18 protein-coding genes are annotated in these 13,889 nt (G+C 60.3%); 12 read left to right on the forward strand and 6 right to left on the reverse strand.

Annotated features, from left to right (window positions below; translation table 11 throughout):
- Positions 1-6 precede the first annotated feature (6 nt).
- A complete protein-coding gene (locus tag BW978_RS03095; RefSeq protein ID WP_076392092.1) occupies positions 7-756 on the forward strand; it encodes a transcriptional regulator VisR in 750 nt (249 codons plus the stop codon).
- A 7-nt stretch (positions 757-763) separates the two neighbouring features.
- On the opposite strand, the gene BW978_RS03100 is transcribed toward BW978_RS03095, so the two are convergent.
- The 6 genes from BW978_RS03100 to motA all read right to left on the reverse strand — a co-directional run bounded on the left by BW978_RS03100 (position 764) and on the right by motA (position 6,045).
- Entirely contained in the window at positions 764-1,204 is a 441-nt protein-coding gene (locus tag BW978_RS03100; RefSeq protein WP_076392094.1) for a hypothetical protein, read from the reverse strand.
- A 5-nt stretch (positions 1,205-1,209) separates the two neighbouring features.
- On the reverse strand, positions 1,210-2,292 hold the full coding sequence (gene flhB / locus BW978_RS03105; protein WP_076392096.1) for a flagellar biosynthesis protein FlhB: 1,083 nt from the start codon (positions 2,290-2,292) through the stop codon (positions 1,210-1,212).
- 182 nt (positions 2,293-2,474) lie between these two features.
- Positions 2,475-3,515: a flagellar motor switch protein FliG gene (gene fliG / locus BW978_RS03110; protein ID WP_076392098.1), complete on the reverse strand. Its 1,041-nt coding sequence runs from the start codon at positions 3,513-3,515 to the stop codon at positions 2,475-2,477.
- Between the two features lie 28 nt (positions 3,516-3,543).
- Positions 3,544-4,155 carry a flagellar motor switch protein FliN gene (fliN, locus tag BW978_RS03115; RefSeq protein WP_076392100.1) on the reverse strand — a complete coding sequence of 204 codons (612 nt, stop codon included), beginning with the start codon at positions 4,153-4,155 and terminating at the stop codon, positions 3,544-3,546.
- A gap of 61 nt (positions 4,156-4,216) precedes the next feature.
- Entirely contained in the window at positions 4,217-5,164 is a 948-nt protein-coding gene (locus BW978_RS03120) for a FliM/FliN family flagellar motor switch protein (RefSeq protein WP_076392102.1), read from the reverse strand.
- A gap of 2 nt (positions 5,165-5,166) precedes the next feature.
- The gene (motA, locus tag BW978_RS03125) at positions 5,167-6,045 is read right to left on the reverse strand and encodes a flagellar motor stator protein MotA (protein WP_076392104.1); all 879 of its coding nucleotides are present in this window, start codon (positions 6,043-6,045) and stop codon (positions 5,167-5,169) included.
- Positions 6,046-6,270: 225 nt separating this feature from the next.
- Between motA and flgF the strand changes: the two genes are divergently transcribed.
- The 11 genes from flgF (at position 6,271) to flgH (ending at position 13,874) form a co-directional block, all read left to right on the forward strand.
- Positions 6,271-7,005: a flagellar basal-body rod protein FlgF gene (gene flgF / locus BW978_RS03130; RefSeq protein WP_076392106.1), complete on the forward strand. Its 735-nt coding sequence runs from the start codon at positions 6,271-6,273 to the stop codon at positions 7,003-7,005.
- Between the two features lie 18 nt (positions 7,006-7,023).
- Positions 7,024-8,412 (forward strand): flagellar protein export ATPase FliI, encoded by a 1,389-nt coding sequence (fliI, locus tag BW978_RS03135; RefSeq protein WP_076392108.1) that lies wholly within the window; start codon positions 7,024-7,026, stop codon positions 8,410-8,412.
- A gap of 2 nt (positions 8,413-8,414) precedes the next feature.
- Positions 8,415-8,981 carry a flagellar protein gene (locus BW978_RS03140; protein WP_076392110.1) on the forward strand — a complete coding sequence of 189 codons (567 nt, stop codon included), beginning with the start codon at positions 8,415-8,417 and terminating at the stop codon, positions 8,979-8,981.
- 75 nt (positions 8,982-9,056) lie between these two features.
- The gene (gene flgB / locus BW978_RS03145; protein WP_054150856.1) at positions 9,057-9,452 is read left to right on the forward strand and encodes a flagellar basal body rod protein FlgB; all 396 of its coding nucleotides are present in this window, start codon (positions 9,057-9,059) and stop codon (positions 9,450-9,452) included.
- A complete protein-coding gene (gene flgC / locus BW978_RS03150) occupies positions 9,452-9,874 on the forward strand; it encodes a flagellar basal body rod protein FlgC (protein ID WP_076392112.1) in 423 nt (140 codons plus the stop codon). Before flgB ends, flgC begins: the two co-directional genes overlap by 1 nt.
- Positions 9,871-10,209 carry a flagellar hook-basal body complex protein FliE gene (locus BW978_RS03155; RefSeq protein ID WP_076392114.1) on the forward strand — a complete coding sequence of 113 codons (339 nt, stop codon included), beginning with the start codon at positions 9,871-9,873 and terminating at the stop codon, positions 10,207-10,209. The genes flgC and BW978_RS03155 overlap by 4 nt, the downstream gene beginning before the upstream one ends.
- Before the next feature lie 15 nt (positions 10,210-10,224).
- Positions 10,225-11,013, forward strand: coding sequence for a flagellar basal-body rod protein FlgG (gene flgG / locus BW978_RS03160; protein WP_076392116.1), 789 nt, complete (start codon positions 10,225-10,227; stop codon positions 11,011-11,013).
- 56 nt (positions 11,014-11,069) lie between these two features.
- The gene (gene flgA, locus BW978_RS03165; RefSeq protein ID WP_139330348.1) at positions 11,070-11,507 is read left to right on the forward strand and encodes a flagellar basal body P-ring formation chaperone FlgA; all 438 of its coding nucleotides are present in this window, start codon (positions 11,070-11,072) and stop codon (positions 11,505-11,507) included.
- Positions 11,504-12,625, forward strand: a complete 1,122-nt coding sequence (locus BW978_RS03170) for a flagellar basal body P-ring protein FlgI (RefSeq protein WP_076392120.1) — start codon at positions 11,504-11,506, stop codon at positions 12,623-12,625. Before flgA ends, BW978_RS03170 begins: the two co-directional genes overlap by 4 nt.
- Entirely contained in the window at positions 12,622-13,158 is a 537-nt protein-coding gene (locus BW978_RS03175) for a MotE family protein (protein ID WP_076392122.1), read from the forward strand. Before BW978_RS03170 ends, BW978_RS03175 begins: the two co-directional genes overlap by 4 nt.
- Complete coding sequence (gene flgH / locus BW978_RS03180; protein ID WP_076392124.1) at positions 13,155-13,874, forward strand: flagellar basal body L-ring protein FlgH; 720 nt, start codon at positions 13,155-13,157, stop codon at positions 13,872-13,874. The genes BW978_RS03175 and flgH overlap by 4 nt, the downstream gene beginning before the upstream one ends.
- Positions 13,875-13,889: the final 15 nt, after the last annotated feature.

Below are 13,889 nucleotides of genomic sequence, written 5' to 3' on the forward strand. Positions count from 1 at the left end.
GCAGGAATGGCCACAACCACCAGACCAGGCGGAAACATCCTCGAAGATGCGGCTTGGTCGGGCCAGCGCCCCGTAACGTCCCGTTCGGACATCTTCCCGAAGCTCGTATCGCTGCAGCGCTCTCTGAATGCACGCGGCTTTGCAGCGTTTCGCGTGGCCGGCGCCAGCCTGCCGCACAAGCGACGTCTGGATCCGGAATTCGAGAACTGGAGCAGCGGCCTTAGCAGCGGCCGGGAAGCTTTCATTGGTGCCTATGGAGATGCACTTCTGGCGCATATCGAGACCTCGACCCTGCCTGTGCTCTGGAGCGCAGAAGAGAAGACGAGCTTCCTCGATGCGTCCGACTTCACGCCCTTTGCGGTCCAGTTGCAAGAGCGCCTGCTACCCTATTCCGGTATTGCTTTTCCAGTGCGTCTCGGCGCTGTCGGGAACGGCTATGTCGTGTTCCCGACGATCGGCGGAGCCGACCTGCCTGGCGAGCTGATCCTTGCGGTACATAGCCGCTGCTACAAGGTGATGACCGATATCCTGTCGCTCGACGAACGCCGGGCGGCACCATCAGAGACCTTGAGCGAGCGTGAGATCGCCTGCCTGCAGCTTGCAGGCGATGGACGCATCAGCGAAGAAATTGCAGAACGTCTCGGCCTGTCGGTGCATACCGTCAACGCCTATCTGGGTTCGGCGACCATCAAGCTTGATTCGGTCAACCGCATCCAGGCGATCGCCAAGGCGATCCGCCTCGGCTACATCACCTGAGCCTGTTTCATCCGTAGAGCGGGGACGCCTGTCCCTTGACGAAGCGCGCCTCTTCGAGGCGATCTTCCAGCATCCGCGTATTGGCGTCCGGATCTCCCGACGTGTCATGAAACGCGATATGCTTGATGTCCAGACCGGCATGCTCGTTGGTCAGCGTGAGCTGCGAATAGATGGTGATGCCGCGCGGCTTGATCTCGAGATCGATCACGACTTCCGGCGGACCACCCCATTCGAGCCGATAATCGCCACCGGCGCCAAAGACGACGGTACCAGGATGGAAATAGAGTTCAGCTGCGGACGAAACGAGGTCCGAGAGATTTCCGTAAAGTTCAAAACGCAGAAGTGAAATGAGGTCGGCAGCGTCCAGAAGGCGCAATTCGCTCGCGACGGGGCTGATAGCTTCCGCCACGATGCGTTCACGCTGGTTGGTATAGGAGCACTTCTTCATCGGGCCTAGCTTATCCGTCTCTTGGGGGCCTTGGACGCATAGACCCGGTGCACGAGCTCTGCGACTGCCTTGTAAAATACTGACGGAATGACGCTATCCACCGAGACTTGCGCAAACATGGAGCGGGCGAGCGGCGGATCCTCAAAAATGGGGATGTCGTTTTCGCGAGCGATCTCACGAATCTTCAGCGCCACCAGGTCCTGCCCCTTGGCAACCACCATCGGTGCCTCGTTTTCCTCGCGCACATATCGCAAGGCCACCGCATAGTGAGTCGGATTGGTGATCACCAGCGTCGCGCGGGGAACGCTCGCGATCATGCGCTTGCGGGCCCGATCACGGGCAATCGAGCGCTGGCGAGCCTTGACGATCGGGTCACCCTGAGCCTGTTTGTACTCTTCCTTGACCTCCTGCTTCGTCATGCGCAGTTGCTCGTACCAGTGATACCGGGTCCAGAAGATATCGACGGTTGCCAGAATTGCCGTCGCCATGACGACGATGATCATCATCTTGTTCAGGATTTCCGACATCTTGACGAAAATGACCTGAGGGTCGGAGAACATCGTGTCGATGACGGCGAAATAATCGTTGCGCAGCGCAAACACCATGATCGCTGAAAGAACAATGATCTTGAAGATCGATTTGGCGAACTCGACCATGCCCTGAGCGCTGAATATGCGTTTCCAGCCGGCGACGATCGAGATCCGGTTCGCCTGGGGCCTGATTCGCTCCAGAACGAAATAGGGCATGTTCTGTGCGACATTGGCGGTAACCCCGAGCAAGATCAGCATGATCAGCATGGGAGCGAGGAAGGCGCCGATCTCCCACGCGAGATGGGTGAAGAGAGAGACGACGTCGACGGCCGTGCCGAGATACCATTGGTCGGGGCGCTCGAAGATGTCCTTCAGCGATTGTGAGAGCCGCGTGACCGCTCCGGGGAGAAAGAATACGGCAAAGAGATAGAAGCCGAGTGCCGTCGCAAAGATCGGTGCCTCGCGGGAGCTCGGCACGTTTCCCTTCTCCATCGCGTCCCGAAGCTTTTTCTCGGTCGGGTCTTCGGTTTTGCTGTCTTTGTCGTCATCTTCGGCCATGGCCGCTGCCATCCTTGGAGGCTGCACCGGGCGGATTTGAAGATGCCCCGGTCAATTGCGCCGTCTGCGCCTGGCGCCCACGGCCACCGGAAAGGTGCCGGTCCAATGAACGTAGACACCCGCCGATTGGGGTTCAATCGGCGGGTGATCAAAAGGACAGGGTTTTCAACAGAGGTGACCGCTCAGGCCGCCTGCGTATCGCCGCCTTCGGTGTCTTTCAGCTGAATCTGACCGGCATTGGAGAGGCGGATGGCTTCCTGCGCCACCGCGCGGCGTGCGATCGCGATCTCCCGCGGGTTGATTCCGGCGGTTCCGGCCTGCAGGTCTGATTCGATCATGCGGCGGGAGCGCGGGCTGATCGAGGCCAGCACGCATTCCTTGATCTCCGCGCTGGCACCACGCAGCGCCATGGTCAGGATATCGCCGGAGATGTCGTTCAGCAGCATCACGCGGCTGCGCTGCGGCATCACGAGCAAGTCTTCGAAGAGGAAGATCTTCGGGCGAACCTTGTTGACCGATTCCTTGCTGATCGATTCCAGCGAGGTGAGCAATGTATCGACTTCGGTCTTTTCCAGTTCGTTCATCAGTTCCGCCACCTTGGCCGAGCCGGTCGAGTTCTTCTCGGCTTCGATTTCGGCGATCAGGTCATGAACGCGGTTTTCGATGATCTGAGCGGCCTTCGGGCTGACGTTCTTCAGGTTCACCGTGCGGTTCATGATGTCTGCGCGACGGCTTTCCGGCAGCTTCAGGAGGACCTTGGCGCCGAAGGAGGAGGGCAGCATCGAGAGGATGTAGGCGACAGTCTGGGGATGCTCGCGCATCAGGAAGCGCGCGATGAAATCAGGATCGGCATCCTGCAGACGGTCCCAGATGGAGGCTTCATAAGCCTGGAACGCGGTGCGACGTCCGAGAAGTCCATCGACTTCCTCGGGCGTCAGGCCTTCCTCGAGAATGCTCTCGATGGCCTTGGCATTGTCCATGAGGCCCGCACCTTCAGTGAACAGGTCTTCGAACTCGTTGACGAGCTCGGTCAGTTCATCCGGCGGAATGGTGCGCAGGGTCTGTGCCGATGCGATGATCGTCTGCAGCTCCGCCTGCGTGAAGTATTTGAGCAGCTTGCCGGCAACACCCTTTCCCATGGCCAGCAGCACGGCGGCTGCCTTATCGGCCTGGGAAAGCGGTTTACCGGTTAAGGGGCCGCCAAAATCGTCGAAGTCCATCATGGTCTTGTCCTCTCTGGCCCGTCATGGGTCAGGATGTCTTGGTCGCCATCACTTCAATCAGCTTGACACCAAATCGTGTATCGTCGTTCTCGAGAACGGTAATCTCGCCGCGCGCAATGCGACGACCGTTCACCATGATCTCGACGGGTTCGCCGATCTTTTTGTCCAGCGCGATAATGGCGCCTTCTTCCAAGTTCATTAGTCCGGAAACCTGCATCCGGCTGGAGCCGAGCACAATCTGGACCTCAATCGGGATGTCCATGATCAGGTCGAGATTGGCGGTGAGGCCGCTGCCCGGTTCCTGCTGCGTGCCGCTGGCCCCACCGAAGTCGGCGCCGCCGCCGAAATCGCTGCCGCCACCGAAATCGCTGGATCCGCCGAAATCGCTGCTGCCACCGAAATCGCCAAGTCCGAAGTCATCGCTTGGGGCCGCTGCAGCGCCGCCGCCGAAATCCGACTCGAATGCCGCGAGCGGGTCGTCCTTGAGGCCGAGGTCCGAACCGAAGTCGCCGAGCCCGCCGTCCGCGTCCGCCTTGAGGACGCCGCGCAGGTCGTCGACGGCCTGGTCGAAATCGGTGTCGCTCGCGCCTGGCATCGCCAGCGCGTCGTCATCCTTCGGTGGTGTCTTCTTCGTTGCCATGGATTGATTATTCCTCTTGAAACTTGCCTCAAGCTGCCGTGCGGCGAGCCCCGGTAAATTGCTAGCTCATCAAATGCTTTAGAATCTCATCTTCGTTGCTCACATTGTCCTTCACGCGCACGGTGTATCGGTCGCCTGCGCGGCCGAACTCGCAGCGGTAGAGATTCTTGCCGTTGGCGCTGACATCCACCATCACGTCGCCCTTGTCGTGGAAGGGTATGACATCGCCTGCGACGAGGCGCGAAACGGTGGCGAGCGTGAGCGAATCGAGTCGGACCCTGGCTTCCAGAGTGACCTGGGAGCGCCGAACCTGCTCGGCGATCTGTTCCTGCCATTCCTTCTTCGACTTGCTGGCCTGGCTCTTCGACTTCGGCATCGTGACGACAGTCTTGAGCAGAGCCTTCTGCGGAATGATCAGGTAGAATTCGGAGGTGACCGTGCCAAGCGTAATGCCGAGCTTCACCGTCACTGCATATTCATCAACATGGTCTTCTTCCAGCTTCTGACGGTCTTCGGCATTGTGAGCCTTTTCGAGCAGCGGTTCGAACCCGCCGGGCGCGTTGACGCCCGAGCGCAGAACGTTGGCGATCTTGTCGAAAACCATGACGCCCAGATCGAGTTCGATCTGCGACAGCGGACGCTCGATCGGCTCCTCGATGGTCTCCGGCAGGGCGCCAAGAAGATTCTCCATCAGCGTTATGACGAAGCTATTGCCGCATGCCAGCACGAAGTTCGGCGACCAGTTGCGCAGTTGCCCGTCGGCAAGCGAGACATTGTCGCCGAGATCGGCGATCAGGTCCGTCATCAGGCCGCTTTCGTGGCCGTTGTAGTGAACCTGCATGGTGAGCCCGGTCTCGCTGTGGAAGACGTCCGGCAGGAACTCGACATAAAGCTGGCCGAAGTCGCTGCACAGGCGCTGCAGGGTTTTGGAGTCACCCAGGCCGCCGGTCAGTTTGGCGAGAAGCGCGCGGTCCATGCTGTGTGCGGTCTCAGGGATGGTCTCGGTCATGATCAAGCTGCCTTGCTTTCACCGCCGCCACCCGGATTCATCATTTCCTGCTCGACGGCGTCGATCGACGGACGCTCATAGGAGGAAATTGTCTTGCGGCCGTATTCGAGTGCCACCTGCGGTACCGAGCCGTTCATGTAGGCGAGCAGCGTCTGCTTCACGATGATGTAGAGGCGATGCTGCTTGGTGCGAACCATCTTGATCTGCGTGATGATCGGGTTGCAGAGGCAATAGGACAGGAAGATGCCGAGCATGGTACCGACGAGCGCCGCGCCGATGAGCCCGCCGAGGACTTCGGGAGACTCGTTGATAGCGGCCATGGCCTTGATGACGCCGAGAACCGCGGCGACGATACCGATCGCCGGGAAGCTGTCGCCCATGGCGGTCATGGCATGATACGGTTTCATCTTGTCGTAGTGGATGGTCTCGATTTCCTCGTCCATCAGCGCTTCGATCTCATGGCTTCGGGCATTGCCGATGATGATCAGGCGCACATAGTCACAGATGAACGCCGTCAGTTCCTTGTTCTTCAGCAGGTTCGGGGCCGCCGTGAAGATCGAGGATTCGTCAGGATTGTCGATATGCGCTTCGATTTCGTTGCGCGACTTGGTGCGAAGATCGCGCATCAGGGAATAAAGCACGCCGAGCACGTCGAGATAGTCGCGCTCCTTCGGAACCGTCTGCTTGAACGCTTCGCCAAGTGCCTTGCCGGTGTCCTTAATGACCTTCATCGGGTTGGCCATGATGAAGCCACCGATACCCGCGCCACCGATGATGACGAGCTCGAACGGCTGGAACAGGACGTCCAGGTGCCCGCCCATGGCCATGAAGCCGCCGAGGACGCAGCCCAGTGTAATGATGAAACCGACGATAATGTTCATTTTGCCCGCACCCGAACGTTACTATTCACCGTAAGCGATAGAGCCCCTGCCTTGCGTGAGGCTGAATCACAACGCCAATTTTGGGCTGCGCGTGGGCGGGCAAGCGAGGGTGTCCGCCCGACAGTTTCGCGCAAGCCTTTTGCCGCAAGAAGAGTGGAATGGAGCGTAGGCTATCCTGCGTTAAATAATGATTTACTGATATTATTCACTCGCGGAGGCAAAGCGATGCAATCCGGTATCTATGTGTCCCTGTCGTCGCAGATGGCTCTCGAGCGTCGTCTCACCACCGTCGCCGACAACATGGCCAATGTGAACACGGTGGGCTTTCGCTCGACGGATGTGAAGTTCGACGAGATGCTGAGCCGTACTGGCAACGAGCTCAATGCGAAAGTCGCATTTGTGAGCCAAGGCAACGACTACCTATCGACCAAGAGCGGTGAATTGCACGAGACCGGCAACGTGCTGGACTTCGCGATCAAGGGCGACGCCTGGTTTGCGATCGACACACCGGTCGGCCAGGTGCTGACACGCGATGGCCGGTTCACCATGACCGACACCGGCGAACTGGTTTCGACCCGCGGCTACCCGGTTCTCGATGCAGGCGGCGCGCCGATCCAGCTCAACCGCGCCGGCGGCCCGCCGGAAGTCGGTGCGAGTGGTCAGATCATGCAGGACGGTCGCCAGGTTGCCACACTCGGGGTCTTCACCGCGGACGTGCGCAACGGCTTCCTCCGATTTGAGAACAGCGGCGTGACCACCGTCGACAACCCGCAGCCGGTCGTCGACAACCCGGAAATCTCGATTCTTCAGGGCTATGTCGAAAACTCCAACGTCAACGGCATCGGCGAGATGACCCAGCTCATCCAGATCAATCGCGCCTTTGAAGCCATTAGCGCCCTGATCAGCTCGAGCGAGAATACCATGAGCGAGGCGATCAAGGTCCTCGGCAGCGGCAACTGAGCCTGAGATCGGATTATCATGAGCGCGCCAACATCCGACGAATTTCCGCTGTCACCCAAGCTCGGACAACTGGCGGCGCTGGCGCAGCGTTATTCCCGGCCAACCAATTCCGTAACCCAGGGCGGCCATGTTCGCACCATCGCTGCCGGGCATTACACGGTAACTGGCCTCTCGCGCCATGTCCGCCTCGGTGAATTCGTCGCGCACCGTTCGTCCACCGGTGTGCATCTCGGCGAGGTGGTGCGTGTCGAGCCGGATGTCTGTTACGTCTGCCCGATCGAATCCGGCGAACCCATCGGTATCCACGATGTCGTGATCCGCAAGGGTGCTTTCCGCATTGCACCCGATGACAGCTGGTGTGGCCGCACCATCAACGCGCTGGGCGATCCGATCGATAACGGCCCGGCGCTGGCGCCGGGACCCGAAAGGCGTCCGATCTCGACGACTGCTCCTCCATCGATGACACGGCGGCGTGTTGAAAGCGGCTTCAAGACCGGTGTTCGTGCAATCGACATCTTCTCGCCCCTTTGCCTGGGTCAGCGTCTCGGCATCTTCGCCGGCTCGGGCGTCGGCAAGTCGACACTTCTGTCCATGCTCGCCCGTGCCGATGCCTTCGACAAGGTCGTGATCGCCTTGGTCGGTGAACGTGGTCGCGAAGTGCGCGAATTCATCGAGGACACGCTTGGCGACAACATGGCGAAATCGATAGCTGTGGTCGCGACCAGCGACGAAAGCCCGATGTTGCGCAAGATGGCGCCGCTGACGGCGATTACCATCGCCGAGCACTTTCGCGATCAGGGTCAGAACGTTCTCTTCATCGTCGACAGTGTCACGCGTTTCGCCCACGCGATCCGCGAGGTGGCAACGGCCGCCGGCGAGCCACCGATCGCCCGCGGTTATCCTGCCTCGGTCTTCACGGAATTGCCGCGCCTATTGGAGCGCGCCGGTCCAGGCGCGGAAGGGGCGGGCACCATCACTGCGATCATCTCGATCCTCGTCGACGGCGACAACCACAACGATCCGATCGCCGACTCGACGCGCGGCATTCTCGACGGTCACATCGTCCTCGATCGCGCCCTTGCGGACGAGGGACGTTATCCGCCCATCAATCCCTTGACCTCTATCTCCCGTCTGGCCCGCAAGGCATGGACGGCTGAGCAGGAGAAGCTGGTGTCGCGCCTCAAGGCGCTGATTCATCGCTTCGAAGAAACCCGTGACCTGCGCCTGATCGGCGGTTACCGAAACGGTTCCGACCCCGATCTCGACATGGCGATCAAGCAGGTGCCGGTAATCTACGACATTCTGAAGCAGACGCCGGGCGATAAACCGGCACTTGATGCCTATACCGATCTGGCCAATGCCCTCAAGGCGGCTGCCGGCGGGCAGGGTATGAGACAAAGGGGATGACCATGACCGATTTCGATGCTGACGAGCCCGTGGCTCCGCTCCGACCGGTCCTGGCGAAGCGCCGCATTCCGACCATCGACCGTGTTCTGGCCTTCACCGGCATTGCGCTTGCATGCAGTGCCGCCCTCTTCCCCTGGTACGTCTTCTTCAACGAGGAGAAGTTCGGCATCCGCGTTGCCGATTGGACCAGCACGCGTGATCTGCCCGAGGGCCCGGGACGCGAGGTGTTCAGTGTGTCCCCGCTTGCACTCGTTGATCGTGATGACGAAAATGATGATGAGGGCGAAGTAGAGGCGGTCGACCAGATCGTCACTGCGACTGTCCCGACCTTGGGACGGGAACAGCCGGAAGCTCTCGATGTGCCAAGCACGCAGCCATTTCCCGGCAAAAGCGGCTTCCGTCTCCTGCATGTCGCCAATGGTCGTGCGCTGATCGAAGACAAGTCGGGCATGTTTCTCGTGCGTGTCGGGTCGATCCTGCCGGACAACAGCCGTGTCGCCACGCTCGAGCAGCGTGACGGAAAATGGGTCATTGTCACGTCGACCGGCGAGGTTGTTCAAAACAATTGAAAAGGCGTGGGGCGGGCAAGTCCCACGCAAGATTAAGGGCCTAGGCTCCGATCAGTAGAAGACGGAGTAACGCCCATGAATCCCATCCAGTTGTTCGAGCTGGCATCCCGACAGTCGGAATGGCTTTCGGTGCGCCAGCAGGTCGTGGCGACCAACATCGCCAACGCCAATACTCCGAAATTTCTGGCCAAGGATATCACGCCCTTCAGCGCGGTTCTGGACCGGACGAGCACAGTGCAGGGCATGGCCGTCACCCAGCCGGGCCACATGGCTGCCAACGACTTCAGCGATCGCAACATCGCCGTCGAGGACGAAGATCTCAACAACGAGATCGGCATCCAGGAATCGGGCAACACGGTCGCGCTCTCGGACGAACTGAGAAAGACCGGTGAAAACAAACGCAACCACGAGCTCAATACCTCGCTGGTCTCCTCCTTCCATCGCATGATGCTAATGACGGTGAAACGCTGATGACTGATCCTTTGATGGCAACCTTGCGGGTTGCGGGAAGCGGGCTTGAAGCCCAGTCGACCCGCCTTCGCATCGTATCGGAAAACATCGCCAATGCGCGCACCACGGGCGATACGCCTGGCGCTGATCCCTATCGCCGCAAGACGATTACCTTCGGTGCTGAGCTGGATCGCGTGACCGGTGCACAGACTGTCGAGGTCAAGAAGCTCGGCGTGGATCAGAGTGATTTCATCGCCGAATTCGACCCGGGCAACCCGGCCGCTGACGAGCGCGGCATCGTCAAGATGCCGAACGTCAACATTCTGATCGAGATGGCGGACATGCGTGAATCCAACCGCTCGTATGAAGCGAATCTGCAAACCATCAAGCAGACTCGTGAAATGCTCTCACAGACAATCGCGCTCCTGAGGGCCTCGCAATGATCGAATCTATCACCAAGACCAGCGCATTGTCGGGCATCGGCGGCCTCGATTCACTGTCCAGCTCGTTTTCGTCCAAGGGCCTGACGGCCGAAGGTACAACGCCTGGCACCATGACCGGCGAGACCTTCATGGCAGCGCTGAGCAATGTGGCGTCGGGCGCAGCCAACAACCTGAAGCAGGCTGAACAGGCCTCCTTCGATGGGATTCTTGGCAAGGCGACGACCCGCGAAGTGGTCGATGCCGTCATGCAGGCCGAGCAGTCGCTCCAGACGGCGATCGCGTTCCGCGACAAGATCGTCAACGCCTATCTCGAAATCACCAAGATGCAGATCTGACAGGGGTACCGAACTATGAGAGCGCTTGCCATCGCAGCTACGGGTATGGATGCCCAGCAGACCAATCTTGAGGTCATCGCCAACAACATCGCCAACATCAACACGACGGGCTTCAAGCGCGCGCGTGCAGAGTTCTCCGACCTTCTCTATCAGACGGAGCGCGCCCAGGGCGTGCCGAACCGCGCAAACCAGGCCATCGTGCCGGAAGGTGCCAACATCGGTCTTGGCGTGCAGACGGCGGCCGTCCGCAACATTCACACGCAGGGCCAGCTCACCCAGACCGGCAACGAACTGGATCTCGCGCTCATCGGCCGCGGCTGGTTCCAGATCGAAAGCCCTGACGGTGCGACGCTCTACAGCCGATCCGGTGCATTCAACATGAATGCAGAGGGCCAGCTGGTCACCATCGACGGTTACCTCGTCACGCCGCAGATCACGATCCCGCAGGATGCCAGCGAAGTAGTGATCAGCCGTACCGGCCAGGTTCAGGCCCGCATCGGCAACGATGCCGACTACACAGACCTCGGACAGCTGACGATCGCCAACTTCGTCAATGAAGCCGGCCTGAAGCCGCTTGGCGACAACCTGTTTGCCGAAACAGCAGCCTCGGGTGCCGCAATCGTCGGTGCACCGGAAGATCCGGGCTTTGGCTACCTCAAGCAGTCCTACCTGGAAGCCTCGAACGTCGACTCGGTGAAGGAGATCACGGACATGATCTCGGCTCAGCGCGCCTACGAGATGAATTCCAAGGTCATCACCACTGCCGACGAGATGGCTCAGATCGTCAGCAAGAACCTCAAGTAAGACAACTGGAGGCAAACATGAGGTTTCGCCGGAAAATCGGATATGCCTTGCGCGCGATGGCTCTCGCTGTCGCCGCAATGGGCCTCGGCGCAGGCAGTGTCCTGGCGCAGAACACGGCCGTGATCCCCAAGCAGGTGATCTATCCCGGCGAAACCATTGCATCCGAGCAGGTCGATGTGGTTGCCGTGACCAATCCCAATCTGGCTGGAGGCTATGCCCGCACCAGGGAAGAAGTGGTCGGCATGGTGGCCAAGCGCACCTTGCTCCCCGGTCGGACCATTCCGGTCCACGGCCTTCGCGAAGCGTTCGCAGTCAAGCGCGGAAGCAGCGTTCGTCTGACCTTTTCGATCGGCACCATGCTGATCAGCGCGAGCGGTACGCCGCTGACCGACGCGTCCGTGGGTGAGGTCGTCAAGGTCCGCAATATCGATTCCGGCTCGATCGTGTCTGGCACGGTCATGGCGGATGGCACGGTACAGGTGATGGCAAAATGAGATTGATTGCTCCCATGCGGATTGCGCTCTGTGCGCTGGCGCTGGTCATGGCTCCAATGGAGCCGGCCATGAGCGCCAATTCGCGCATCAAGGACATCGCCTCGCTCCAGTCTGGACGAGACAACCAGCTCATCGGTTATGGCCTCGTCGTCGGTCTTCAGGGAACCGGCGACAGCCTGCGTTCCTCGCCGTTTACCGACCAGTCGATGCGAGCGATGCTCCAGAACCTCGGCATTTCGACCCAGGGCGGTCAGTCGAACGCCAAGAACGTCGCGGCCGTAATGGTCACTGCCAATCTGCCGCCTTTCGCGAGCCCCGGAAGCCGCATCGACGTGACAGTGAGCTCGCTGGGTGATGCAACATCTCTGCGCGGTGGCACCCTGGTCATGACGTCGCTGACCGGCGCCGACGGGCAGATCTACGCCGTTGCCCAAGGGTCTGTCGTCGTATCGGGCTTCAATGCCCAGGGCGATGCAGCAGCCGTGCAGCAAGGCATTACCACCTCCGGCCGCGTGCCGACGGGTGCCATCATCGAGCGCGAACTGCCGTCCAAGTTCAAGGACAGCGTCAATCTCGTGCTGCAGCTCCGCAACGCCGACTTCACCACATCGCTTCGCATCGCTGATACGATCAACGCCTATGCGGCTGCCAACTACGGTGCGCCGATCGCCGAGGCGCGCGACAGCCAGGAAGTCGTTGTCCAGAAACCCCGCACGGCAGACCTTGCACGCCTGATGGCCGATATCGAAAACCTGGTCGTCGCAACGGATTCGCCGGCCCGTGTCGTCATCAACGAGCGTACAGGTACGATCGTCATCGGCGCCGATGTCCGTGTTTCGCGCGTTGCCGTGAGCTATGGAACGCTGACGGTCCAGGTGCAGGAGACACCGCAGATCATCCAGCCAGAGGCCTTCTCGCGCGGTGAGACGGCCGTCCAGCCGCAGACCGATATCTCGATCCGGCAGGAAGGCGATCAGATCGCAATCGTCGATGGTCCGGACCTTAGAACCCTCGTCAGCGGCCTCAACAGCATCGGCATCAAGCCGGACGGCGTCATCGCCATCCTGCAGGGCATCAAGTCCGCCGGTGCGCTGCAAGCGGAGCTCGTGCTGCAATGATCAATCTCGATTGTCTTCGCCCCTCAGCAAAGTCGCTACGCAACGTGGCTCTGGTCGTGACCGTCGCCACCTTGCCGGCCTTCGCCCAGAACGCGGTCGGCCAGCAACAGCCGCTTGGAAGCGCGACAGAAGCCGAAATCCGCCAGTTCTGCACCGGCATCGCGGATGCAGCACGCGACCAGCGTTATCTCCTGCAGAAGCAGGAACTCGACAAGCTGCAGGCCGACGTGGACAGCCGTATCGCTATCCTCGAAGAGCGCCGTGCGGAATACGAGGACTGGCTGACCCGCCGCAACGAATTCATGAAGCAGGCCGAAGGGCAGCTCGTCGAAATCTACAGGAAAATGGCGCCGGATGCGGCAGCTCCTCAACTTGAGGAAACCAACGTCATGCTGGCGGCCGCCATCATCATGAAACTGCCGCCGCGCCAGTCGAGTCTCATCCTGACAGAGATGAGCCCGGCCAAGGCTGCCCAGGTCGCTTCGATCATGTCGAGCGCCGGCAACCCCAATACATCGAAGGACCCATCATGATGAAGCGTTTCCCGGCACTGCTGGCCGTTCTCCTCCTCGCCGGCTGCCAGAGCCAGACCGTCAAGGAGATTGGCAACGCACCGTCGATGAGCCCGATCGGGTCCGGACTGCGTTACAGCCAGACCCCGCAGATGGCGATGTACCCGAAGCAGCAGGCCCAGACCGCGAGCGGCTATTCCCTGTGGAGCGACAGCCAGTCTGCGCTATTCAAGGATGCACGTGCCCTGAACGTCGGCGATATCCTGACTGTCAACATCGAGATCAATGACCGCGCGTCGTTCAACAACGAAACCGATCGCAGTCGTGACAACAATACGGGCCTGTCTTGGGGAGCTGAGATTTCCAACTTCCTCGGCTTCTCTACGGCGACGGGGACTACCGGAGATCTTTCGACCGATTCGACGACCAGTTCGTCTGGCAAAGGCTCCACGGAGCGCTCGGAGCGCTTGAATCTGCTCGTTGCAGCGGTTGTCACGGGTGTGCTTGAAAACGGCAACCTGCTGATCAGCGGTTCGCAGGAAGTGCGCGTCAACCACGAGCTTCGCATCCTGAACGTCGCCGGTATCGTCCGGCCTCAGGATGTCGATGCAGACAACGAGATCTCTTATGACCGGATCGCCGAAGCGCGTATCTCCTATGGTGGCCGTGGCCGCCTGACCGAGGTCCAGCAGCCGCCGATCGGCCAGCAGGTCGTCGACATCTACTCGCCGTTCTGACGCGGGGGAGGCAAG

It is taken from the genome of Rhizobium sp. RU33A, from assembly GCF_900156055.1.
Lineage (GTDB): Bacteria > Pseudomonadota > Alphaproteobacteria > Rhizobiales > Rhizobiaceae > Allorhizobium.